The organism is Tsukamurella pseudospumae, assembly GCF_001575205.1.
GTDB lineage: Bacteria > Actinomycetota > Actinomycetes > Mycobacteriales > Mycobacteriaceae > Tsukamurella > Tsukamurella pseudospumae.
The window spans coordinates 135,646-158,915 of sequence record NZ_LSRE01000044.1 but is presented as its reverse complement, the minus strand read 5'-3'; the positions used below and the strand labels follow the sequence as shown (position 1 = coordinate 158,915).

At 70.2% G+C, this 23,270-nt stretch carries 19 protein-coding genes; 10 read left to right on the top strand and 9 right to left on the bottom strand.

The features are described from left to right. The first annotated feature begins 1 nt into the window (after position 1). Positions 2–568, top strand: coding sequence for a TetR/AcrR family transcriptional regulator (locus AXK61_RS18445; RefSeq protein ID WP_068569060.1), 567 nt, complete (start codon positions 2–4; stop codon positions 566–568). A 6-nt stretch (positions 569–574) separates the two neighbouring features. Here AXK61_RS18445 and AXK61_RS18440 read toward each other — a convergent pair whose 3' ends face one another. Together AXK61_RS18440 and AXK61_RS18435 are read right to left on the bottom strand one after the other, a co-directional pair. Continuing rightward, a complete protein-coding gene (locus tag AXK61_RS18440; protein ID WP_068746589.1) occupies positions 575–1,207 on the bottom strand; it encodes a maleylpyruvate isomerase family mycothiol-dependent enzyme in 633 nt (210 codons plus the stop codon). Between the two features lie 3 nt (positions 1,208–1,210). Beyond that, complete coding sequence (locus tag AXK61_RS18435; RefSeq protein WP_068746687.1) at positions 1,211–2,191, bottom strand: heme o synthase; 981 nt, start codon at positions 2,189–2,191, stop codon at positions 1,211–1,213. Between the two features lie 294 nt (positions 2,192–2,485). On the opposite strand from AXK61_RS18435, the gene tkt reads away from it, so the two are divergent. The 5 genes from tkt to pgl all read left to right on the top strand — a co-directional run bounded on the left by tkt (position 2,486) and on the right by pgl (position 8,970). Then, positions 2,486–4,585: a transketolase gene (gene tkt, locus AXK61_RS18430; RefSeq protein WP_068746588.1), complete on the top strand. Its 2,100-nt coding sequence runs from the start codon at positions 2,486–2,488 to the stop codon at positions 4,583–4,585. Positions 4,586–4,592: 7 nt separating this feature from the next. Beyond that, the gene (gene tal / locus AXK61_RS18425) at positions 4,593–5,702 is read left to right on the top strand and encodes a transaldolase (protein WP_068746587.1); all 1,110 of its coding nucleotides are present in this window, start codon (positions 4,593–4,595) and stop codon (positions 5,700–5,702) included. Between the two features lie 69 nt (positions 5,703–5,771). Then, on the top strand, positions 5,772–7,292 hold the full coding sequence (gene zwf / locus AXK61_RS18420) for a glucose-6-phosphate dehydrogenase (RefSeq protein ID WP_068746586.1): 1,521 nt from the start codon (positions 5,772–5,774) through the stop codon (positions 7,290–7,292). Beyond that, on the top strand, positions 7,289–8,203 hold the full coding sequence (locus AXK61_RS18415; RefSeq protein ID WP_068746686.1) for a glucose-6-phosphate dehydrogenase assembly protein OpcA: 915 nt from the start codon (positions 7,289–7,291) through the stop codon (positions 8,201–8,203). Before zwf ends, AXK61_RS18415 begins: the two co-directional genes overlap by 4 nt. Beyond that, positions 8,203–8,970, top strand: a complete 768-nt coding sequence (gene pgl, locus AXK61_RS18410; protein WP_156485743.1) for a 6-phosphogluconolactonase — start codon at positions 8,203–8,205, stop codon at positions 8,968–8,970. Before AXK61_RS18415 ends, pgl begins: the two co-directional genes overlap by 1 nt. Positions 8,971–8,982: 12 nt before the next feature. Here the strand turns inward: pgl and AXK61_RS18405 are convergent, their stop codons facing one another. From AXK61_RS18405 to AXK61_RS18385, 5 genes are all read right to left on the bottom strand, one after another. Then, positions 8,983–9,675 carry a VOC family protein gene (locus AXK61_RS18405; protein WP_068746585.1) on the bottom strand — a complete coding sequence of 231 codons (693 nt, stop codon included), beginning with the start codon at positions 9,673–9,675 and terminating at the stop codon, positions 8,983–8,985. Between the two features lie 22 nt (positions 9,676–9,697). Continuing rightward, positions 9,698–10,633, bottom strand: coding sequence for a WXG100-like domain-containing protein (locus AXK61_RS18400; RefSeq protein ID WP_068746584.1), 936 nt, complete (start codon positions 10,631–10,633; stop codon positions 9,698–9,700). Further along, a complete protein-coding gene (locus tag AXK61_RS18395; RefSeq protein WP_068746583.1) occupies positions 10,630–10,923 on the bottom strand; it encodes a hypothetical protein in 294 nt (97 codons plus the stop codon). The genes AXK61_RS18400 and AXK61_RS18395 overlap by 4 nt, the downstream gene beginning before the upstream one ends. Further along, positions 10,905–11,249, bottom strand: coding sequence for a YbaB/EbfC family nucleoid-associated protein (locus tag AXK61_RS18390; protein ID WP_068746582.1), 345 nt, complete (start codon positions 11,247–11,249; stop codon positions 10,905–10,907). The genes AXK61_RS18395 and AXK61_RS18390 overlap by 19 nt, the downstream gene beginning before the upstream one ends. A gap of 95 nt (positions 11,250–11,344) precedes the next feature. Then, on the bottom strand, positions 11,345–11,935 hold the full coding sequence (locus tag AXK61_RS18385) for a hypothetical protein (protein ID WP_068746581.1): 591 nt from the start codon (positions 11,933–11,935) through the stop codon (positions 11,345–11,347). Positions 11,936–12,173: 238 nt separating this feature from the next. Between AXK61_RS18385 and AXK61_RS18380 the strand changes: the two genes are divergently transcribed. From AXK61_RS18380 to AXK61_RS18365, 4 genes are all read left to right on the top strand, one after another. Beyond that, positions 12,174–13,322: an acyl-CoA dehydrogenase family protein gene (locus tag AXK61_RS18380; RefSeq protein ID WP_068569072.1), complete on the top strand. Its 1,149-nt coding sequence runs from the start codon at positions 12,174–12,176 to the stop codon at positions 13,320–13,322. An 87-nt stretch (positions 13,323–13,409) separates the two neighbouring features. Beyond that, positions 13,410–15,737 (top strand): outer membrane protein assembly factor BamB family protein, encoded by a 2,328-nt coding sequence (locus tag AXK61_RS18375; protein ID WP_082789429.1) that lies wholly within the window; start codon positions 13,410–13,412, stop codon positions 15,735–15,737. A 61-nt stretch (positions 15,738–15,798) separates the two neighbouring features. After that, positions 15,799–17,484 carry a serine/threonine-protein kinase gene (locus AXK61_RS18370; RefSeq protein WP_068746580.1) on the top strand — a complete coding sequence of 562 codons (1,686 nt, stop codon included), beginning with the start codon at positions 15,799–15,801 and terminating at the stop codon, positions 17,482–17,484. A 210-nt stretch (positions 17,485–17,694) separates the two neighbouring features. Continuing rightward, entirely contained in the window at positions 17,695–19,788 is a 2,094-nt protein-coding gene (locus AXK61_RS18365; RefSeq protein WP_197466864.1) for an HNH endonuclease signature motif containing protein, read from the top strand. Positions 19,789–19,808: 20 nt separating this feature from the next. Here the strand turns inward: AXK61_RS18365 and AXK61_RS18360 are convergent, their stop codons facing one another. After that, on the bottom strand, positions 19,809–20,075 hold the full coding sequence (locus tag AXK61_RS18360; protein ID WP_068746578.1) for a F0F1 ATP synthase subunit C: 267 nt from the start codon (positions 20,073–20,075) through the stop codon (positions 19,809–19,811). Positions 20,076–20,214: 139 nt separating this feature from the next. Then, positions 20,215–23,265, bottom strand: a complete 3,051-nt coding sequence (locus AXK61_RS18355; RefSeq protein WP_068746577.1) for an alpha-mannosidase — start codon at positions 23,263–23,265, stop codon at positions 20,215–20,217. Positions 23,266–23,270 lie beyond the last annotated feature (5 nt).

The following is a 23,270-nucleotide window of genomic DNA, read 5'->3' as shown; positions in this document are numbered from 1 at the left end:
CATGACCACGACCTATCACCACGGCGACCTGCCCGGCACCCTGGTCAACGCCGCCGTCGAGATCCTCGACGAGGAGGGCGGCGCCAACGACCTGTCGCTGCGCGCCGTCGCCCGCCGCGCCGGTGTGTCCACCGCCGCGCCCTACCGCCACTTCCCCGATCGCGGCGCGCTGATCTCGGCCGTCGCCGCGGTCGGTTACCGGGAGCTCGCGGTCGCGCTCAACGCCGCGTGCCCGGATCCGTCCGGCCCCGAGGACCTGGCGGCGATCGCGATCGCCTACGTCGACTTCGCGCTCGGCCGGACCGGCCTGTTCCGCGCGATGTTCGCCGAGCCCTGCGGCACGGATCCGGACCGGGTCGAGGCCGTCGACATGATCAAGGCCTACCTGACCGGCCTGATCCGGAAGACCCTGCCGGACGCCGACGGCGAGGACACTGCGACCGCCGTGTGGGCCCTGGTCCACGGCCTGGCGTTCCTGCACCTGGACGGCAAGTTCGACGCGACATCGCCGGACGAGGTGCACCGTCGTGTCCGCGCGACGGTCGACGCCGCGCTGCACATCAACTGACGAGGCTCAACCCCGGCGCGCGGCGAACTCCGCCAGCCCCGGACCGTCGAGCTCGGGCAGGTAGTCGTCCCGCCCGGTCAGGGCCATGACGAGCGCGAGCGTCGTTCCCGCGACCTCGGGCCCGGAACCGACCGTGAAGTCACCGTCGGTCGCGCGTAACCGCAGGCCGCGCGCCCGGGTCGCGGAGGGCAGCATCAGGTCCGACCCGGCGTAGAAGTGCGCGAGCCGGTGCAGCACCTCGATCGGGTACTCCCGGCGCAACCCCAGCGGCCGACGGATGTCCTCGGCGTGGACCACGGCCTCCCCCAGCATCGCGACCACGGGAATCGGGGCCTTGGTCCGGCTGGTGCGCACGCCCCGGAACCGTCGCAGCGTGTCCGCCGGATCGGTCCCCAGTCGCTTCGCGAGCCGCTGCGCGACGTTGGCGTCGAAATCGAAGCGGTTCCGCAGCACCCCCGCGAACCAGACGACCGGGTTGTCGGACGCGCCGGCGGTCATGTGGGCCAGGACCTCGCGCACCGTCAGGCCCGAGCACAGCGACGGGGTCGCCCACTGCTCGTCGGTGAGGTCCGCGACATCGTCAGCCAGCGCGGCGCGCTCGGCGAAGATCAGCGTCCAGAGATCACGATCGGCGGCCACGGGTCAGAGTCCGAGCAGCTGCCAGACGGTGCTGTAGTTGAGGATCGAGTCGACCGACAGGGCGCAGAACAACACGGCCAGGTAGTTGTTCGACTGCAGGAACACCTTGAGCGGCTTGATCTCCTGGCCGGCCTTGGTCTGCGAGTACAGCTTGTGCACCGCGTAGAGGAACCAGCCGCCGCACAGGACGGCCGCGATCGCGTAGACGAGGCCCGCCGCGGGGATCAGCACGAGCGTGGTGATCACGGTGGCCCACGTGTACCAGACCATCTGGCGCGCGACGACGGTCTCCGGCGCCACGACGGGCAGCATGGGCACGCCCGCGGCCTTGTAGTCCTCGCGGTAGCGCATGGCCAGTGCCCAGGTGTGCGGCGGCGTCCAGAAGAAGATCACGAGGAACAGCACGACGGCGGGCCACGCGATGGTGCCGGTGGCCGCGGACCAGCCCACGAGCGTGGGCATGCAGCCGGCGGCGCCGCCCCACACCACGTTCTGCGAGGTACGGCGCTTGAGCAGCATCGTGTACACGAACAGGTAGAACGCGATCGTGACCAGCACCAGCACGGCGGAGAGCACGTTGGCCATCACCGACAGCCAGGCGAACGACGCCGCGGCCAGCACCAGGCCGAAGATCAGCGCGTGGCGGACGGGCACCGCGTGGCGCGCGAGCGGACGGCGCTCGGTGCGCTTCATCTTCTGGTCGATGTCGGCGTCCGCGACCATGTTCAGCGTGTTCGCCGAGGCCGCGCCCAGCCATCCGCCGAACAGGGTCGACAGGATGAGCGGCAGGTTCACGTGACCGCGGTCCGCCAGCAGCATGACGGGGATCGTCGCGACCAGCAGCAGCTCGATGACCTTGGGCTTCGTCAGCGCGATGTAGGCCAGCACGGTCTGGCCCGCACGGCCGGCGAAGGACGACGGTGCCGGCGCGGCCGCCGAGCGAGCGCTGGGGGTGTTCGTCCCGTGCCCGCCCTTGAAAACCATCTTCTGCCGCACTCTCTTCCGACGGGTCCGGGCCGAGCCGGACTCTGACGATTCCGCATTCGGGGCTGACCGACTGCGCGTGGGAGGACACGAGTGTCCCCGAGGGCCCGCGACCGGCGCAGACCCCATCTACTACGAGCCATGGTAGTCCTCCGCCCCCGCAGGTCCGAATCGGGTTCGCCGCCTCCGATTCCGCGGCCCGCTACCCGGCAGTTTCCGCAGACCGTGCACGGGCGCCGAGTAGGGTTCACACTTGAGCCCGCATCCCCGTACGACCAGGAGAGTCCTTCCGCCGTGACCAGCACCGCCGAGATCCAAGCACTCACCACGCCGCATCACCCCGCCGACTGGACCGAACTGGACACGCGCGCGGTGGACACCGCCCGGGTGCTCGCGGCCGACGCGGTGCAGAAGGTCGGCAACGGCCACCCCGGCACCGCGATGAGCCTCGCTCCCCTGGCCTACACGCTGTTCCAGAAGGTCATGGTCCACGACCCGTCGGACACGCACTGGATCGGCCGGGACCGGTTCGTGCTGTCGTGCGGCCACTCGAGCCTGACCCTCTACCTGCAGCTGTACCTGGGCGGTTTCGGGCTCGAGCTCGGCGACCTCGAGGCGCTGCGCACCGAGGGCTCGCTGACCCCGGGTCACCCCGAGTACCGGCACACCAAGGGCGTCGAGATCACCACCGGGCCCCTGGGCCAGGGACTGGCCTCCGCCGTGGGCATGTCGATGGCCTCGCGTTACGAGCGCGGCCTGTTCGACCCCGAGGCCGCACAGGGCGAGAGCCCGTTCGACCACTACATCTACGTGATCGCCTCCGACGGCGACATCGAGGAGGGCGTCACCTCCGAGGCCTCGTCGCTGGCCGGGACGCAGCAGCTCGGCAACCTGATCCTGTTCTACGACGACAACAAGATCTCCATCGAGCACAACACCGACATCGCGCTGTCCGAGGACGTCGCGAAGCGCTACGAGGCGTACGGCTGGCACGTGCAGTACGTCGAGGGCGGCGAGAACGTCACCGCGATCGAGGAGGCCGTCGCGGCCGCCAAGGCGGTCACCGACAAGCCGTCGATCATCATCCTGCGCACGATCATCGGCTTCCCCGCCCCGAACAAGATGAACACGGGCGGCGTGCACGGATCGGCGCTCGGCGCCGACGAGGTGGCCGCGGTCAAGGAGATCCTGGGCTTCGACCCGGCGAAGAGCTTCGACGTGGCCCCCGAGGTCATCGCGCACTCGCGGGAGCTGGTCAAGCGGGGCCGGGCCGAGCATGAGGCGTGGCGCGCGCGGTTCGACGCGTGGGCCGCCGCGAACCCCGAGCGCAAGGCGCTGCTCGACCGGCTCGAGGCCGGCGCCCTGCCCGAGGGCTGGGACGCCGAGCTGCCGACCTGGTCGGTCGAGGACAAGGGCATCGCGACGCGCGCCGCGTCCGGCGCCTTCCTCGCCGCGGCCGGGCAGACCCTGCCGGAGCTGTGGGGCGGCTCGGCCGACCTCGCCGGCTCCAACAACACCACCATCAAGGGCGCCGACTCCTTCGGCCCGCGCTCGATCTCCACGGAGGACTGGAACGCACAGCCCTACGGCCGCACGCTGCACTTCGGCATCCGTGAGCACGCGATGGGCTCGATCCTCAACGGCATCGTGCTGCACGGCAAGACCCGCCCCTACGGCGGCACCTTCCTGCAGTTCGCGGACTACATGCGCCCGGCGGTCCGGCTCGCGGCCCTCATGGACATCGATCCGATCTACGTGTGGACGCACGACTCGATCGGCCTCGGCGAGGACGGCCCCACGCACCAGCCGGTCGAGCACCTCGCCGCGCTGCGCGCCATCCCGGGCGTCAACGTCGTCCGCCCCGCGGACGCCAACGAGACCGTCGCCGCATGGAAGGCCACGCTGGAGCGGCGCAACGGGGAGGGCCCCACGGGCCTGATCCTCACCCGGCAGGGCGTGCCGATCCTGGCGGGCACCTCCGCGGAGGGCGTCGCGCGCGGCGGGTACGTCCTGCAGGAGGCCGACGGCGCCTCCCCCGACGTCATCCTGATCGGCACGGGCTCCGAGGTGCAGCTGGCGGTGGAGGCCGCCGCACTGCTGGCGGCCAAGGGGATCGACGCCCGCGTGGTGTCGATGCCGTCGATCGAGTGGTTCCACGCCCAGGACCGCGAATACCAGGACAGCGTGCTGCCGCCCGCGGTCAAGGCGCGCGTCTCGGTGGAGGCCGGCATCGCGATGCCGTGGTGGCCCATCGTCGGCGGCTTCGGCGAGATCGTCTCGCTCGAGCACTTCGGCGAGTCCGCCTCCGACAAGGTCCTGTTCGCGAAGTACGGATTCACCGGCGAGACCGTGGCCCAGAAGGCCGAGCAGTCCATCGCCAACACGAAGGGATAACCACACCATGGCTCAGAACCCGAACCTGGCCGCGCTGTACGAGGCGGGCGTCTCCGTCTGGCTCGACGACCTCTCGCGCAGCCTCATCCAGTCCGGCGACCTCAAGGCGCTCACCGAGACCGACTCGGTCACCGGTGTCACCACGAACCCGGCGATCTTCCAGGCCGCACTGTCGAAGGGCAGCGCCGAGTACGCGGCCCAGGTCGCCGAGCTCGCGGCCCGCAAGGCCGATGTCGACGAGACCATCCGCACCGTCACCACCGACGACGTGCGCGCGGCGTGCGACGTGCTCGCCCCCGTCTTCGAGACGACGGGCGGGGTCGACGGCCGCGTCTCGATCGAGGTCGACCCGCGCCTGGCGCACGACACCGAAGGCACCGTCGCCCAGGCGATCGAGCTGCACCGCATCGTCGACCGTCCGAACGTGCTGATCAAGATCCCCGCCACCCTGGCCGGGCTCCCCGCGATCGCCCGGGTGATCGCCGAGGGGATCTCGGTGAACGTGACGCTGATCTTCTCGGTGGAGCGGCACCGCCAGGTCATGGACGCGTACCTCGACGGCCTCGAGGCCGCCGCGAAGGCCGGCAAGGACGTGGGGTCGATCTACTCCGTGGCGTCCTTCTTCGTCTCCCGGGTCGACACCGAGATCGACAAGCGGCTGGACGCCATCGGCACCGATGCGGCGCTCGCGCTGCGCGGCAAGGCCGGCCTGGCGAACGCGCGCCTCGCGTACGCCGCGTACGAGGAGGTCTTCGGCGGCGCTCGCTTCGCCGCGATCGACGGCGCGAACGTGCAGCGACCGCTGTGGGCGTCCACGGGCGTCAAGAACCCGGCCTACCCGGACACGCTGTACGTGGCGGGGCTGATCGCCCCGAACACCGTCAACACGATGCCCGGCGCCACGATGAAGGCGTTCGCCGATCACGGCGAGGTCGTCGACGGCACCATCCTGGGGCGCGCGGAGGACTCCGCGCAGGTGTTCGCCGACCTGCAGGGTGCAGGCCTGGACCTGGCCGACGTGTTCGACCTCCTCGAGCGCGAGGGCGTCGAGAAGTTCGAGCAGGCCTGGCAGCAGCTGTTGGACGCGACGGCGGAGTCCCTCCGAGCGAACGCCTAGGAGGCGCCGCGTGAGCTGGACGAACCGTCGTCACGCGGCGACGCCGCCCGTCACTTCCGGAGGAGCCGCGTGACCCGGACGAACCCCCTCCGCGATCCTAAGGACCGCCGGCTCCCGCGGATCGCGGGGCCTTCGGCACTGGTGATCTTCGGCGTCACCGGCGACCTGTCGCGGCGCAAGCTCATGCCCGCGGTGTACGACCTGGCCAACCGCGGTCTGCTGCCGCCCGGCTTCTCGCTCGTGGGCTTCGGGCGGCGCCCGTGGTCCGACGAGGACTTCGCGGCCACCTTCCGGAAGGCCGCTAAGAAGCACTCGCGCACGGAGTTCCGCGACGAGGTGTGGGACCGGCTGGCCGAGGGCATCCGTTTCGTCCAGGGCGAGTTCGACGACGACGACGCCTTCGACCGGCTGTCGCAGACGCTGGTCTCGCTCGACGAGACCCGCGGCACGGGCGGCAACACGGCGTTCTACCTGTCGGTGCCCCCGGACGCCTTCCCCACGGTGTGCGAGCAGCTCAAGCGGTCGGGCCTCGCGGACCAGCGGGACGGCTGGCGCCGCGTGGTGATCGAGAAGCCCTTCGGGCACGACCTCGAGTCGGCGAAGAAGCTCAACGCCGTGGTCAACGACGTGTTCCCGGAGCAGTCGGTGTTCCGCATCGACCACTACCTGGGCAAGGAGACGGTCCAGAACATCCTGGCGCTGCGCTTCGCCAACCAGTTGTTCGAGCCGACGTGGAACAGCCACTACGTGGACAGCGTGCAGATCACGATGGCCGAGGACATCGGGCTGGGTGGGCGCGCCGGCTACTACGACGGCATCGGCGCCGCCCGCGACGTGATCCAGAACCACCTGCTGCAGCTCATGGCCCTCATCGCCATGGAGGAGCCCACCAGCTTCCACCCGGCGGAGCTGCAGGCGGAGAAGATCAAGGTGCTCTCGGCGGCCTCGCCCGTCGAGCCGCTCGACGAGACCTCCGCGCGCGGCCAGTACGGGCCCGGTTGGCAGGGCAGCGAGAAGGTCGTCGGTCTGCTCCAGGAGGAGGGCTTCAGCCACACCTCCACCACGGAGACCTACGCCGCGATCACCGTCGAGATCGCGTCCCGACGGTGGGCCGGGGTCCCCTTCTACCTGCGCACCGGCAAGCGATTGGGGCGCCGCGTCACGGAGATCGCGCTGATGTTCAAGCGCGCGCCGCACCTGCCCTTCGACGACACGATGACCGAGGAGCTGGGCCAGAACGCGCTCGTCATCCGGGTGCAGCCCGACGAGGGAGTCACGCTCCGGTTCGGGTCGAAGGTCCCGGGCAGCTCCATGGAGGTCCGCGACGTCAACATGGACTTCAGCTACGGCGAGGCCTTCACGGTCAGCTCGCCCGAAGCGTACGAGCGCCTGATCCTGGACGTCCTGCTCGGCGAGCCCTCGCTGTTCCCGGTGAACGCCGAGGTCGAGCTGTCCTGGAAGATCCTCGACCCGGTTCTCGAGATGTGGGCGGCCGGCGGGAAGCCCGAGGAGTACGAGTCCGGCACCTGGGGCCCGGACTCGGCCGACGCCGTGCTCGCTCGCACCGGAAGGACGTGGCGCCGCCCATGATTCTCGATCTCCCGGACACCTCCACGCAGGAGGTCTCGAAGCAGCTGGTCCGCCTCCGCGAGACCGGCGGCGCGGTCACCCTGGGCCGCGTCCTCACGCTCATCATCTCCGCCGACGAGGGCGAGCCCACCGAGAGCTCGATCGAGGCGACGAACGCCGCGTCGCGCGAGCACCCGTGCCGCGTCATCGTGCTGGCCCGAGGTGCCCGCTCGGAGCCGACGCGGCTCGACGCCCAGATCCGCGTGGGCGGCGACGCCGGCGCGTCGGAGGTCGTGGTACTGCGGCTCTACGGCGAACTGGCCGATCACGGTGCGTCCGTGGTGGTTCCGTTCCTGCTCCCCGACACCCCTGTGGTGGCCTGGTGGCCCGGTATCGCTCCCCCGGTGCCGTCCGCCGACAAGGTGGGGAGCCTCGCCACGCGGCGGATCACCGATTCCATCGCCGCGCACGATCCGGTCGCGGCGCTCGGGCTGCGGCGGGCGGGGTTCACCCCGGGTGACTCGGACCTGGCGTGGTCGCGCATCACCCCGTGGCGGGCGCTGCTGGCGTCGGCGCTGGACCAGCCGCCGTTCGAGGCGATCACCTCCGCGGTGGTCACCGGCCCCGAGGACAGTGCGGGCGTCGACCTCCTCGCGGGGTGGCTGCGCGCCGAGCTCGACGTACCGGTCGTGCGCCGGGCAGGGAGCTTCGAGGTCCAGTTGGACCGCGCGAGCGGTGCGTTGAAGCTGGAGTTCGACCAGAACTCGACCGCGGTGCTGGTGCGCCCGGGACAGCCGGACGGCCGCGTCGCGATCCGTCGACGGGGCGTCGCGGACTGCCTGGCGGAGGAACTGCGTCGCCTCGACGACGACGAGGTCTACTACTCAGCGTTGGGCGGCGTGTCCGACGTCGATCGATCGGAGATGCCCTGATGACCGAGACCACCGTCCGGGAGTTCGACGATGCCGCCGCTCTCGTCGCGGCCGCCGCGGACGACCTCGTCGCAGTGATCGAGCAGGCGCAGGCCGAGCGTGGCTTCGCGTCGATCGTGCTGACCGGCGGCACCAACGGCAACGCCCTCTCGGCGGCGCTGCGCGAGAAGGTCATCGACTGGTCCCGGGTGGACGTCTTCTTCGGCGACGAGCGCTTCGTGCCCGGCGACGACCCCGACCGCAACGCGCTGCAGGCCCAGGACGCGCTGCTCGACCACGTCCCCGTGCCGAGCGAGCGCGTCTACACCTTCCCCGCGGCCGACGAGTTCAGCGGCGACGGCGAGCTGGCGGCGCGCGTGTACGCGAAGCGGTTGGCGGACAACGCCGGCGAGCGCGGCAACGGCGTCGCAGTGGGTTCAGCCGGCGGCGCGCTCGTTCCCCGGTTCGATGTGCACCTGCTGGGCATGGGCGGCGAGGGGCACATCAACTCGCTGTTCCCGCACACGGACGCGATCCGCGAGCAGGACGCGACCGTGGTGTCCGTGCGCGACTCCCCCAAGCCGCCGCCGCGGCGCCTGACCCTGACGCTGCCCGCGGTGGGCGCTGCCCGGCGCGTGTGGTTCCTCGTGTCCGGTGCGGACAAGTCGGAGGCCGTCGCCGCGGGCGTCGGCGGTGCCTCGCCCGAGGACTGGCCCTGCGCGGGCGCGCACGGCTCGGAGCAGACGGTCTGGTATCTCGACGGTGCCGCCGCCTCCCGGCTCGGCTGATCGGCCCGAGGGCTAGGACTGCTCGAGGACGATCGTCGGGATCCCCAGCTCGGGGTCCTTCACGGTCGCGACGCGGGTGCCGGGCTTGGCACCGCGACGCACATCGCTCACGGTGATGCCCAGGTCGGTCAGGCGGGTGCGCGTCGCCTCGGCGTCGACGGTGCGCCACGCGACGCCCCAGAGCCCGTCCGGCGCTGCGGGATCCACGTCGTCCCCCTCCTGCAGGAGCACCTCGACGAGGAGGTCCCCGCGGCGCAGGAACAGCTGGTGCACGCCCCAGGACTGCACCCGGTCCAGGCGCAGGTCGAAGTCGAGCCGTCCGCACAGCGTCGCGATGATCCGGTCGCGGTTCGGCGAGGTCACGACGACGTGATCGACGCCCGTGATCTCTGCGCCGGGCAGTGGGGACGGCACCGTCGGGCCCGCGATGCCGAGGACGAGTCCGTCGGCCGCACCGGCGAATCCGTCGGCGACCTCGGGGACGGCGAGGCCGCGCCGGTCGACGAGCCGAGCCAGGTCGGCCGGATCGTCCGCGGCGACCAGGAGTCCGGTGCCGCCCGCCCAGGCGGGTGTCCCCACGGCGATGTCGATGTCGCCCGCGGTGTACCGCTCCCCCGTATCCGCGGCGAGGAGGCGGGCGTGGGCGGCCCGCGACTCCTCCGGCACGTCGAGGATCAGCAGGTCCCGCGCTTGTGCTGTGCTCACGCCGCCATCCTGCCCTATCGACTCACGCGGGCGCGGTGCCGGACCACGTCTTCCAGGCATCGCCCACCGCCTTCGCAACGACGGTGCCGCCGTCCTTCGCGACGTCGCCTGCAGTGGGCAGGGACGGCGCCGCGTTCGACCAGCGCGAGACGAGTTCGCCGGAGATCCGCCCGCTGACGACCTCGGGGCTGGTCCGGCCGATGACGCGCGCCGCCGAATCATCGACCTTCACCGCCGCCCTGCGCAGTGCGTCCGCGGCTTTGCCCAGGGCGCCGAGCCGGTCGGTGAAACGCTCCAGCTTGTCGGCGAGCCTGCGCAACACGCCCGCGAACTTCTGGCCGAGTGCGGCACCGCGGAGGATCGCGGTGTTGATGAACGTCGCCACCGAACCGCCCCCGGTGGGCGTGGCCGATGCCGCGGCGATCGCGTAACCCGCGGTCAGCCAGCCGAGGAAGGTCGAGAGCTCGTCGCGGATGTAGGTGCGGACCTCGACCACGAGCGTGCCCGCGGCCGACAATCCCGTCGCCGCCGCGCGGGCCGCAGTGCCCAAAGCCTCACTGTGCCCGGCGAGCTCGGTGGTTGCGGCGCGATAGGCGTCGCCGGCCTCGCCCGCCCAGCCATTCGACGTGGATTCCCCTGCGTTCACGACAGATTGGGCGACCTTCGCGAGCGGTGTCGCGACCTCGTCCTTCCACGCGTCGGTGACGGACTCGATCGCGTCCGGGTCGCCCGAGACCGCATCGAGAGCAGTGCGGAGGATCGGATTGTGCTCGATCGCCCAACCGAAGCCGGCGGCGAAGATCGACCCGAGCGGATCTTCCACGACGTCCTTCGCCGCGGACACCACGCCGTAGGCGGCGAGTCCGGCGCCTACGCTGAGGTATCCGTCCTCTTCCACCGCTTCCGCCGCGTCCCGCACCGCCTCAGCGAGCGGCACGCCGTCCACCAGGCCCGTCATTGCGGAATCCCCTGTGCGCCGGAGTCATCGGCGTCGACCAGCGCTGTGGCCGTGCGCTGGAAGTCGGCGCGGTGCGTGCTCAGCTCACCGCCGTGCCGCGTGACCGCCTGCCCGACCTTCTCGAGCGCGACGTTCATCAGCCCGACGAGCGGGTAGAACATCGCGCCGTAATCCATCGTGCCCACCCGTCGCGCGCCTGCGATGCCGGCCTTGTCGACCGTGGCACCGATCTCGCCGAGCGCCCGAACATGGGCGTCGACGGTCTCCGCCGTCAGCTCGAAGTCGGCCATGATGCCCCCGTGTACTCGCTCCAGAGCTCGTGATCCGGGTAGTAGTGCGTCGTGATCGAGTGGACCTCCCTGGCCGCGGCCTGCTCGGCCAGGGAGGCCGCCGTCATGATCTCCGCGCTGAGAGCCTCCCCCGAGAACTCCATCGCGCGTCCTGCGATCACCACCCCCGTGAGTCGTCCCCCCATTCCGACGGTGACCCGCACATCCCCCCGTGCGGCCGTCCCGCTGCCCGATACTCGGGCCAATCGCTCACGGACCTCGTGTGCCTGCTCGTACGCCTCGTCCGCCCGTGCGGCGTCCGACCAGACCTGCGGTGTCGTGTCCAACTCGTTCCCCCGATCTCGTTGGTTTTTCCTCCGCATCAATTAGACGCACCGGCTCGTAGATCGGTTCCGACTTTCCGTTTCCGCAGGTAGACGACTCAGGCCCGCGGTCGCCAGTTCCGAATCCGCACGACCACCGCTCCGACCCCGATGCACACACCCCACAGCAGAAGCCCCGCGAGGACCGCGGTGACGGCCTGATGCACGTGATCCAGCGGCTGTGCGCCGGTCGTCCTGCGATGCACCGCGCCCATGCCGGGGAGCCGCCGCCGGCGCCCCTCCGCCGGCACGAGCACCCAGAGCAGTGCGTAGGGCACGAGCGCGGCGAAGACGCGCCACGCCGTCACCCGCAGGTCCCGGCGGTCACGCCACCACACGAGCGGGCTCGCCGGACTCACGGGGAACAGCGCGGCCAGGATCGAGCAGATCCCTAGCCACACGAAGACCTGCATCAGCACGGACGAGACCGCGACGGGCATCGCGGCGCCGTGCCCCGTCAGCGCGACCAGGGTCACCGTCGCCGCGACGAGCGGCACGCCGAGTGCCAGAAGGAGGGACACGTTCCGCGCCAGGACGATCCCGAGGCTCGCAGCGATCCCCGTCGACCTGCCGGACCGTACGGCGGCCTGATCACCGAGCATCTTGGTGGTCACCGAATCGGCGAGCACGAGGTTGATCAACAGTCCCACGCCGATGCGCCGCAGCGCCCTCAGCTCCCTCGGGACACCCGGCGCAGGGTGCCACCGGCCCGCGCGACCGTCTTCACGTGTCGATCTTAGGAGCGCAGCACCGCACCACGCCGGGTATCCGCCGCTGACCAGCACATGAGCGGCTAATCATTCAGGCGTGCTTGTTTTCGTCGGCACGGTTCTGATTAAGTGGTGCTCAACAAGCCCGCAGACTCCCCTGCAGAAAGGTGGTCATCCCATGGCCGCACGCCGTCGCCCGAGCTGGATGAACGACGAGCTCGACGCCCTCCGCGACCTCGCGGACAAGTTCCTCGCCAAGGAGCTCACGCCCAACATCGAGCGCTTCGCCGAGCAGCATCACGTCGACCGCGACCTGTGGAACAAGGCCGGCGAGCTCGGCCTGCTCTGCCTCTCGATCCCGGAGGAGTACGGCGGCGGTGGCGGCGACTTCCGCCACGAGTCGGTGCTGATCGCCGCCCAGGCGCAGGCCTTCGACACCAGCTGGGGCGTCTCGCTGCACAACGGCATCGTCGCGCACTACATCCTCGCGTACGGCACCGAGGAGCAGAAGCAGCACTGGCTGCCGAAGATGGCCTCCGGTGAGGCCGTCGGCGCCATCGCGATGACGGAGCCCGGTACCGGCTCGGACCTGCAGAACGTCAAGACCCGCGCCATCAAGACCGGCGACGAGTACGTGATCAACGGCTCCAAGACCTTCATCACCAACGGCCAGCAGGCCGATGTCATCGTCCTCGTCTGCAAGACCGATCCCGACCAGGGCGCGTCCGGCATCTCGCTGGTGCTCGTCGAGGCGGACCGCGAGGGCTTCCGCCGCGGCAAGATCCTCAACAAGATCGGCCAGAAGGGCCAGGACACCTCGGAGCTGTTCTTCGACGACGTCCACGTGCCCGCCGCCAACCTCCTGGGCACCCAGGAGGGCCAGGGCTTCTACCAGCTCATGCAGCAGCTGCCGCAGGAGCGCCTCATCATCGGCCAGGCCTGCGTGGCCGGCATGGAGGTCATCTTCGAGGAGACCCTGCGCTACACCAAGGAGCGAGAGGCCTTCGGCCGCCCCATCTTCGGCTTCCAGAACACCAAGTTCAAGCTCGCCGAGGCGATCACCGAGACCACGATCGCGCGCGTCTTCGTCGACGACTGCATCGAGAAGCACGTCAAGGGCGAGCTCGACATCCCCACCGTCGCCATGGCGAAGTGGTGGACCTCGGACCGTGCGCAGAACGTCGCCTCCGAGTGCCTGCAGCTCTTCGGCGGCTACGGCTACATGGCCGAGTACCCGGTCGCGCGATTCTGGGCCGACAACCGCGTGCAGATGATCTACGCCGGCACCAACGAGATCATGAAGGAGATCATCGCCCGCACGCTCTGACCCGCGGCGCGAACCCTCCGGGCGGCGCCCGGGCTGTCATCCGATCGGATGATTGCCCGGGCGCCGTTTTCTTGATCGGGTGGACACATGACTTCGCCCGGAGGACAACCGTTCCCGTACGGCCCGCAGCAGACACCGCAGTACGGGTACGGCCAGGTGCCGCCCCCTCCCGCCCCTGCCCGACGGTCCGCCCTCACCTGGATCCTCGCCGGGGTGTCGGTCCTGTGCGTGCTGGTCCTCGTGGCCGGCGGGATCTGGTGGTTCACCTCCCGCAAGGCCGACGATGCCTCCGGCCCGGTCCCGGGGCAGCTCACGTCGGAGTTCCCGACGGCCCCGTCCGTCTCGTGGAAGCTGACTGCGGCGGCGACCGGAGCGACAGGGCTCAACGCGCATCGGATCTTCGGTGTCGCGGGGCAGGACAAGACCTATCTGGTCGCGAATCGTGCCCTGAACGAGGACGGTTCGATCATGGCGGTGTTCGCCGGCAGTGGCAGCAACTCGGACACGCCGCAACTGGTCCTGATCGATACGGCGACGGGGCACAAGCGCACCGCGCCGGGGACCTTCGGTACATGTTCGGAGCGCATCGTCGGAGGCGTGATCGCCTGCACCTCGGCTTCCCAGACGAGCCCGGAACTGGTCATCGTCGACGCGCGCTCCGGAGAACGCCGCACGATCGCGTCGTTGGACTCCACCAGCAGCATGATCGGCATCAGTCGACTCGGCGTCTTCGTCGGATCACGCGACGGGTCGGGGCATGATCGCGCTCTCGTCCGCTACGACCTGTCCGGAAAGATCCTCTTCCGGAAGACTTTCGAGCCCGCGGAGGGATTCGGCAGCGGCGACGCGTGGGGGCTCACGGCGACCGATTCACTCGTCGCCCTGCAGAGCGGCGGCGCGATCACCCACTTTCGTGGTGACACCGGCGAGATGCTCCTCACCAAGGCCGGTTACGGGCGCGAACCGCTCCCCGACGGAGGGCTGGTCACCTCGACGTCGACCGGCAAGGACCTGACCTCGATCACGTCGCGTGACGTCGTCCACACGGCGCCGTCCGGCACGCAACGCACGTTCACCGCGAACACCGTCGCAGTCCCCGACGTGGTAGGTCGCGACATCGCCGCGCCGTTCCTGGTCGACGGCAAGCTGTACGTCGGCGATCAGGCGCGCTGGAGCTCTGCACTCGACAACTATCCCCAGGTCCATATCGTCGCCGACGACGTCACCGTCGTGAGCCACGACGGCCGACTGCGCGGGATGGACACCGACTCGGGGCGGGAACTGTGGTCCGCCGATTCAGGCGGTTTCCGCAGCCCCGTGACCGACGGACGTCACGTCATGTACGTCGCCAACGGTTCGATCGTCGCCGTCGACCTGCACACCGGCCGTGAGCAATGGCGGGCCCCGGTACCGATGGATACGACGAGCGGCACGCTGGCAGCGGCGGGTGGCACCCTCGTGTTCCAATCGAACGACGGGATCGTCGGGTTCGGTGCCACCGGCGGCACGGCGAGCGCACCGGGCAGCGCGAACACCGGCACCGCGGGCAAGGGCTCCACCGACGACTCGTACTACACCCGCTGCGGCAGCAAGCCGGTGTTCACGCCGCAGAAGTTCCGCACCGAGTCCGGCGGCCTGGTGGTCACCATGAAGATCACCGCCACGTGCCCGGGCGGCGACGCGCTGACCTCGTCGGGCACGTCCGTGACGATCTCGGACTCCACCGGCCTCATCGCGACCGGCACATTCGACTTCGCCGCGAACCCCGTCGGCGTCCCCAAGCCCGGCAACGGTTCCGAGGAGAAGAAGTCCGGCACCACCGTCGACCTGCTGTTCAAGCAGGGCCAGTTCTTCCGCACCCCGGACACGCTCCCCGCACCGTCGAGCGGTGGATCGGGTGCGAGCGGCAGCGGCGGCCACAGCTACCTCGTCGACTGCGTGCAGCCCGACGGGTCGGGCAAGGCGAAGGTCCCGGCACCGTCGGACGGCCCGATCGCGGCGTCGGGTCCCGGGCCGCAGACGGGCCTGAACCCGATGTCGGGGCTGAGCGCGCTGCGCATCCAGGCCGACAGCGACAAGGCGTTCATCCTGGGGAGCCTCAACAACCGCTGGGTCGCGCAGCTCTCGAGCAAGCGGGTCGGGTTGGTGGCCGACGGCCGCACGTGGGACGAGAAGGCCATCCTCGACGAGTTCCTGGCCCTGCGCCTGCGGTTCGCGGACGTGCGCCTGCTCTACTCCGACGAGTGGCCGGTCTTCAGCTACAAGGGCTGGTGGGTGAGCGTCGCGGCCGCGACCTTCCCCGGGCCCGACGAGGCGAACCAGTGGTGCCGCAGCAACGGATTCGACCGCGATCATTGCTTCGCGAAACTGGTCTCGAGCACCGCGAGCCCGGAGGGATCGACGCGGTACTGGTGACGGCTCACCCATGTCAGTGCCTGCCGCTACGATCAGCGAATCGGCCGACCGGAGGGGCATCATGAGCGGCGAGGGAACACGCACCGGCACCACGCTGGGCCCGTATGCGATCGGCAGGCTGCTGGGCCGCGGAGGCATGGGTGAGGTCTACCTCGCGCATGACGAGCGGCGCGATCGCGAGGTGGCACTCAAGCTCCTGCACACGTCCGCGGCGGAGGATCCGCAGTTCCGGGAGCGGTTCACCCGCGAATCGCAGACGGTGGCGCGCCTCGCGGACCCGCACGTCATCCCCATCCACGACTTCGGCGAGATCGACGGGGTGCTGTTCATCGACATGCGCCTAGTCGAGGGCCGCAATCTCGCGGAGGTCCTGCGCGACGGTCCGCTGCCGGCCGAGCGCGCGGTCACCGTCGTCGACCAGGTGGCGGGCGCGCTGGACGCCGCGCACGCCAAGGGGCTCGTGCACCGGGATGTGAAGCCCGCCAACATCGAGCTCACCGAAGCCGGGTTTCCGTACCTCCTCGACTTCGGCCTCGCGGTGACGGATACGCAGTCCCGGATGACCTCGGCGGGGCTGCTCGTCGGATCGCAGGCCTACGCGGCGCCGGAGCGGTTCGACGGTGACTCCGCCACCGTCGCGAGCGACGTGTACTCACTGGCGTGTGTGCTGTTCGAGGCCCTCACGGGCCATGCGCCGTACCGTGGCGAGTCGCTGGGCGCGATGCTCAAGCAGCACCTCACCTCACCGATCCCCCGCCCCAGCGCCGAGGTGCCGGTGCCCGCCGCGATGGACACCGTCATCGCGCGGGGCATGGCGAAGGAGCCGGTCGAGCGCTTCGCAACGTGCGGAGAGCTCGCCGCCGCCGCACGGCAGGCGCTCGCCGGCCGCAGCGTCGATGTACCGCTGCCCGGCCAGGACGACGACAGGACACTGATCCGCCCCGTCCCGGCGACGTCGGATCCCACGGTGATCTCGCAGCCGGTGCCGCCGCCGTCGTATCCGGTCGCGCCCTCATATCCTGCAGCACCCTCGTATCCCTCGGCGCAGCCACAGATCTCGTACCCGCAGGCACAGTCCTATCCGCAGGCGTCGTACCCCCAGGCTTCGTACCCGCAGGCGCCGTCGTACCCGGCCGCTCCCGCGTACCAGCAGCAGCCGCCCGCGCGGAATCGCATGGTGCCGATCCTCGCGGTGGTCGCGGCGATCCTCGTGGGCGCCACCGCGGTGCTGGGCTATGTCGCCCTGACCGACCGCAAGACCACACCCGCCGCCTCCACTGTTCGGGTCACTGCTACCGCCACGGTCCCGTCGGACATTCCGACCGGCGGGCAGACGACCCCGCCCACGACGACCCCTGCGGACCCGCTGGTCGCACTGCAGACCCGCGCCGCGACCGACAAGCCCCTCGTGCTCGCATCGGAGAACAACCAGTGGGTCGCGCAGCTGTCCACGAAGTGGGTCGGCCTGTACGCGGAGGGTGTCACCTGGACCGCGGCGTCCATCCTCACGCACGTCACCGATCTCGAGCGCCAGCACGGTGCCGTCCGGCTCCTGTTCGCTCCGGACTGGCCCGTCTTCGACCGCCCCGAAGGCCGGCCGGACATGTGGGTCGTCACGAAGGCGGGGCCCTTCTCCGGACCGGACGCGGCGCTCGCCTGGTGCCGTTCCCAGAATCTCGACAACGATCACTGCTTCGCGAAGCTGATCTCCGACACACTGTCTCCGACCGGAACCACCCGGCGTTGATCGGCTGACCGTCCGCAGATGACGTTCGAATTAGTAGCACTATCGAACACGTAGGCGTATCATGGACTCATGGCCCTACCGGACGCATTGCGTGAACTCCCTGAGGATTTGATTCCTCGTGGGCTCGCTGATGCGCGAGGCGAGGATCGTGCGGTAGCGGAGGTGTTGTTCGAACAGCGGCGGGTCGAGGGTGTTGCGTACTGCCGCACGATGACCGCGGTCTACGCGCTGCACCGCGCCCTGTACGCCGATGATGAGGCGCAGTACCTCGCCCGGCCGGCGAACTACCGGGAGGCGGTCGAGGCGCGGCAGCGGTTGGCCGCCGCGGAGGTCGCACTCAGTGCGCAGATCTCCACCCTGCTCCGCCTGGGTTCGACTGCGGCGGTGCACGTGGTGGAGGTCGCGGTCGGGTTGATCGAGCGGTTGCCGAAGGTGTTCGGGTTGATCGGGGAGAATGTGATCACGCCGAAGGCTGCGGAGATCGCGTTGGGGCGGTCGCGGGTACTCAGCGCCTCGCAGGTCCGTGATCTCGATGCGGCGCTGCATGATCGGCTCACCGTCGACTACGAGGTGCTTGCGATCCCGGCGTTGCGTGAGCAGGTCGATCTCCTGGTCGGTGAGATCGACCCGGAGGCGGCGGAGCGGCGTCGCAAGCTCGCCGAACAGGACCGCAAGGTCACCTTCCGCCCGGCGGACGACGGGATGGCGATGGCCTTCGCGCTCCTACCCTCGCCGGACATGCAGGACATCGCCGCCCGAGTGGAGTACATCGCGACGACGGTCTGCGACGATGACCCGCGGACCGTGGCGCAGCGTCAGGGCGACGGGTTGGCGCAGTTGATCCGCGGGTACAGCACTCTCGGGTGCGCCTGCACGAACCCGGACTGCAAGTACCGTACGGCGCGGTTCCACGGCGAGCCCGACGCGGACGGCGTGATCACCCGGTTCGTCACCCTCATCAACGTGGTCATCAACGAGACCGACCTCGCCGATCCGGACACGCCCGACCAGGGTGCGCCCGAGCAGAGCGTGCCGGAGGATAGCTCCGCCGCGGACTCACACGCGGATAAGGGCGCCGCGGGTGCCAGTGCCGCCGATGACGAAGGCGCGCAGGCAGATGCCGTTGCCCGCGCAGACGCTGACGCAGGAGTCGATGCAGATGCTGCCGCTGACTCTGCATCGAACCCGGCACCCGGCCGTCGTGGCGGGCTCGCGTACCTCGAGGGGCACGGCCCGATCAGTCTGGCGCTCGCGCGGGCACTGGCTGCACGCGAGGACGCGGTCATCCGGCCGTTCGGCCGCCGGATCACCGACCACGACGATGCTGCGGGACTATCGAGCCGGGCGGCGTGCGACGCCTCCAGCGAGACCGAGCCGCGTGGCGCGATCGACTTCCAGTGGGCCTGGCGCGATATCGTCGCGCGACTCGAAGGACACGACGACCCCGGTGGCACCGGCTTCGACTTCGGACCCGACGACCACGGGCCGGACGACGGCGCACCGGACGGCAACACCAGCCCAGACGACGAAAGCCCGGATGACGGAGATCCGGACGATGGAGGTCTGGACGACGGACATGCAGGGGACACCTACGCCGACGACGACGAATCGGACGACAGTGGCATGAACGACAGCGATCAGCTGCCCGTCGAAGCGGACCCAGTCGGAGCCCCGCCTGCACTCGTCCGGGCACGCGGAAGCTCCGGATACCGGCCATCGGCGGACCTACGCCGCTACCTGCGACTGATCCACCCCCGGTGCGTGTTCCCGCACTGCAACCGACCCGCGGCGAGGGCCCAGATCGACCACCGCCGCGAATACGACCACACCTCACCCGAACTCGGCGGGCAGACCACCGCCGAGCAGATCCAACCGCTCTGCATCAGCCACCACCAGCTCAAGACCGCAGGAGAGTGGATCGACGCACGCCTGCCCGACGGCCGGATCCTCTGGACCTCACCCCACGGACGGCACTACATCGTCGACCCCACCGGCATCATCCTCACCCTCTTCCCCGACCTCGCCCGCGTCGAATGGGTCATCCCCGCGGCGTCGGGGTCGGGATCGGAGGATCACGTCAGCGCCGCCGAGGCGGAAAGCCCGGCGCGGCCGGGAGGCCGCACCCGCCTGCAACGCGAACACGCCCGCCGGGAGCGGCGTCGCCGCGACAACATCACCGCGTACGAAGCGGAACAGAATCGGAAATCCCTGCCTGTCAGCGAGATCGAGGCCGGCATGATGCGCGTCATCGGTGCTCCGACTCCGCGCTCGGCCCCGTCGTTCGACGGTCCGCTGCCCTTCTGATCCGCCCTCGCCCCACTCCGTCAGCGTCCCGGCGTCGCGAAGACGAAGAGCGCCATGAACGCCACGTTGATGAAGAACGCCGCCTCGACGAGCCCCACGGTGATGAGGAACGGCGCCATCATGCGCTGCTGCGCTTCGGGTTGTCGCGCGACGCCCGCGATCATCTGTGCACCCGCGTTGCCGTTGCCGATGCCGGCACCGATCGCGCCTCCCGCCAGGGCCACGCCTCCACCGCAGATCGCGCCTGCGGTGATGATCGCGTTGACCAGTTCCGGGTCCGCTGCCATGGGTTCCACCTTTCGTAGATCGATTGATCTAAGTATAGATCAATCGATCTAATTTCGGGAAGGCTCACCGACAGCCGGACGATTCCGGGGAGCTCGGGCGGGAGCTCGACAGTGCCCGTGGGCGACGGGACTCGGCGCTTCAGCGGCGGTAGCGGAGAGTGACGATCTTGAAGGGGCGCAAAGACAGGTGCACGTCACCGGCGGACTCGGGATCGGCGACGGGGCGCTCCAGGAGGTCTGTGCGGACCACGGACTGGTACGGGAAGTCCGCGTGGATCGTCGCGTCCGCGCGGGTTCCGCGCGACTCGTAGAGGCGCACGACGACATCTCCGCTGCCGTCCTCGGCGAGCTTGACGGCCTCGACGATCACGGCGGGGTGATCGACGGTGACGAGCGGAGCCACCGAAGTGACCGACCCGGCGACGGTGCGGGGAGCGAGGTTGCGGCGGTATCCCTCCTCGACGGCGTCGCCGATCGTCGCACCGGGGCGCACGGAGATGGCGAGCCGGTGGAAGCCCTGGTCGGTCTCCGGGTCGGGGTAGCGGGGAGCGCGCAGTAGCGACAGGCGCACGACGGTGCCGGTTGCGGGCGTTCCAGGATCGACTGTCCGGCGGGTGATGTCGTGGCCGTAGGTGGAATCGTTCGCCACGGCGACGCCGTAGTCGGGCTCGCCGACGTGCACCCAGCGATGCGCGCAGATCTCGAACTTCGCAGCGTCCCAGGAAGTATTGGCGTGGGTGGGGCGGAAGACGTGGCCGAACTGGATCTCCGAGGCGCTGCGATCGGCCTGCACGTCGAACGGGAACGCCAGCTTGAGCAGCTTCTGCCGCTCGTGCCAATCGATCTCGCACACGATGTCCAGGGCCGGCGAGCCGGCGCGCAGGCTGATCCGCTGGGTGATCGACGAGTCCCCGAACGTTCGGCGCACCACGACGGCGTCACCGTCGATCGTCACGGACTCGACCGCGTCGAGATCGGTGACATCGCGCCGGTAGAAGGAGTCGATGTCCCACGCCTCCCAGTGGTTCGGGATGTCGCGGTGCAGTTGGAGCAGGTTGCCGGGGCCGGCCATCGCCTCGCGGCCGGAGGCGGCGTCGACGAGCGAGACGAGGAGCCCGCGCGCGTCGATCAGCGCGGAGACGACGCCGTTGTCCAGCTGGAACGCCGTGCCCTCGGCGGTCGGGCAGATCGCTGGGGCGGTCTGGATGACGGTGGCACCCAGCGCCGGCACCCCGTCGCGGGCGTGCGGAGCGGCGTTGAACACCAGGCTGTGTGCCTCGGCGGCGGGGGAGTCGTCGACCGGGGTCGTGAGCCGATTCCGAGCCACGCCCCCACCGGCGGACGTCGACCCGTTCGCGAGAGCCGCGAGGGCACCGTCGATGATCCGCTCGAGGCGCTTCGCGACGGCGGCGTAGTTGCGCTCGGCGTCCTTGTGCACCCAGGCGATCGAGCTACCCGGCAGGATGTCGTGGAACTGCTGCAGCAGGACCAGGTGCCAGATCTCCTCGAGCTCCTCCAGGGGATAGGCGAATCCGGTCCGGACCGCGGCGGTCGCGGCCCAGAGTTCCGCCTCGCGCAGCAGGTGCTCGCTGCGCCGATTGCCCTGCTTGGTGTTCGCCTGCGAGGTGTACGTGCCGCGGTGGAACTCGAGGTACAGCTCGCCGGACCACCGGGCGGGGTGCTCCAGTTCCGCTGCGGCGGCGTCGAAGAACTCCACCGGCGTGCCGATCGATACCGTCGGCGAACCATCGAGCGATGCGGTCCGCGCGGCGGCGGCGAGCATCTCCCGGGTCGGGCCACCGCCACCGTCGCCCCATCCGAACGGGACGAGGGAGCGCGTGCCCACGCCCTGCTCCTTGTAATTCTTCTGCGCCCGAGCGAGATCCGCGCCGGAGAGGTCCGAGTTGTACTTGTCGACGGGCGGGAAGTGCGTGAACAGCGCGGTGCCGTCGATGCCCTCCCAGAGGAACGACGAGTGCGGCATCCGGTTGGTCTGGTTCCACGACAGCTTCTGGGTGAGGAAGTACCGCGAGCCCGCCTCGGCCACGATCTGCGGCATCGCCGCCGAGTAGCCGAACGAATCGGGGAGCCACGCCTCCGGGGTGTCGATCCCGAACTCGTGCAGGAAGAACCGCTTTCCGGCCACGAACTGGCGGGCCATCGCCTCGCCGCCCGGCATGTTCGTGTCGGCCTCCACCCACATGCCGCCGACCGGGACGAACCGTCCCGCCGCCACGTGATCCTTGATGCGCGCGAACAGCTCCGGGTGCCGGTCCCGCACCCACGCGAACTGCTGCGCCGAGGAGCATGCGAAGCGGAACGACGGGTCGCGGTCCATGAGGTCCACGACATTGGCGAAGGTCCGTGCGCACTTGCGCGCCGTCTCGCGGACGGGCCACAGCCACGCCGAGTCGATGTGCGCGTGGCCGACCGCCGTGATCCGGTGCGCGGACGCGGCGGCCGGCGAGGCCAGCGCGGGGGCCAGGGCCGCCCGCCCCGCGGACGCGGTGGCGGCGATGTCGTGCGGGTCCACCACGTCGAGCATCCGCTCGAGGGCGCGAAGTACCTCGTGCCGGCGCGGTAGGTCGAAGGGCAGCTCGTGCATCAGCCCGTGCAGCGTCCACACGTCCTGCTGCAGCTCCCACACCGTCCGATCGCGCAGCGTGAGGTCGATCGTCCCGAGCCGGTACAGCGGACCGTCGCCCGCGGTGTCCCGGTCACCGAGGTGGGTGGGGGAGACGAAGTCACCGCCCAGGTCCGGGTTCGCGGCGCACTCGATGTACAGGTCCACCGGCTCGCCCGGGGACAGGGGAACGTAGGCGTTGAACGGCGAGATCCCCTTGACGACGGTGCCGTCCGCCCGGTAAACGAGCCCCTCGGCGTTGAACCCCGGGCCGCCGGTGAAGCCGAGCTCCACGCGGAGCTCCAGCGTACCGTCGGCGTCCGTCCAGTCCGACGGCGGCGCCCCGGTCACGTGCAACCACAGCGTGGACCAGGGCGCTCCCCACGGCGTGCCGGCGGAGACCGGCGTGAACGCCTGGGCCGCCGCCTCCGCGAAGGGCACGGGCTCGCCCGGGGCGGCCCACCCCGTCACCGTCACGGGTGCGGAGTGCGAGTACACCGCCCCGTTCAGGAACTCCCGGGTGAATCTGTCGAGACGCTCTTCGGTCAACCGCCGGTCGTCGTGCATGACAG

What these genes read in the sequence shown, in the direction of transcription:
- tal (WP_068746587.1), top strand. Translation starts at nt 4,593, where the DNA reads ATGGCTCAGAACCCGAACCTGGCCGCGCTGTACGAGGCGGGCGTCTCC.
- AXK61_RS18360 (WP_068746578.1), bottom strand. Translation starts at nt 20,075, where the DNA reads ATGGCAGCGGACCCGGAACTGGTCAACGCGATCATCACCGCAGGCGCG.
- AXK61_RS18400 (WP_068746584.1), bottom strand. Translation starts at nt 10,633, where the DNA reads ATGACGGGCCTGGTGGACGGCGTGCCGCTCGCTGAGGCGGTGCGGGAC.
- AXK61_RS18375 (WP_082789429.1), top strand. Translation starts at nt 13,410, where the DNA reads ATGACTTCGCCCGGAGGACAACCGTTCCCGTACGGCCCGCAGCAGACA.
- pgl (WP_156485743.1), top strand. Translation starts at nt 8,203, where the DNA reads ATGACCGAGACCACCGTCCGGGAGTTCGACGATGCCGCCGCTCTCGTC.
- AXK61_RS18355 (WP_068746577.1), bottom strand. Translation starts at nt 23,265, where the DNA reads ATGCACGACGACCGGCGGTTGACCGAAGAGCGTCTCGACAGATTCACC.
- AXK61_RS18365 (WP_197466864.1), top strand. Translation starts at nt 17,695, where the DNA reads ATGACCGCGGTCTACGCGCTGCACCGCGCCCTGTACGCCGATGATGAG.
- AXK61_RS18415 (WP_068746686.1), top strand. Translation starts at nt 7,289, where the DNA reads ATGATTCTCGATCTCCCGGACACCTCCACGCAGGAGGTCTCGAAGCAG.
- AXK61_RS18435 (WP_068746687.1), bottom strand. Translation starts at nt 2,191, where the DNA reads ATGGTTTTCAAGGGCGGGCACGGGACGAACACCCCCAGCGCTCGCTCG.
- AXK61_RS18395 (WP_068746583.1), bottom strand. Translation starts at nt 10,923, where the DNA reads ATGGCCGACTTCGAGCTGACGGCGGAGACCGTCGACGCCCATGTTCGG.
- AXK61_RS18380 (WP_068569072.1), top strand. Translation starts at nt 12,174, where the DNA reads ATGGCCGCACGCCGTCGCCCGAGCTGGATGAACGACGAGCTCGACGCC.
- AXK61_RS18445 (WP_068569060.1), top strand. Translation starts at nt 2, where the DNA reads ATGACCACGACCTATCACCACGGCGACCTGCCCGGCACCCTGGTCAAC.
- AXK61_RS18370 (WP_068746580.1), top strand. Translation starts at nt 15,799, where the DNA reads ATGAGCGGCGAGGGAACACGCACCGGCACCACGCTGGGCCCGTATGCG.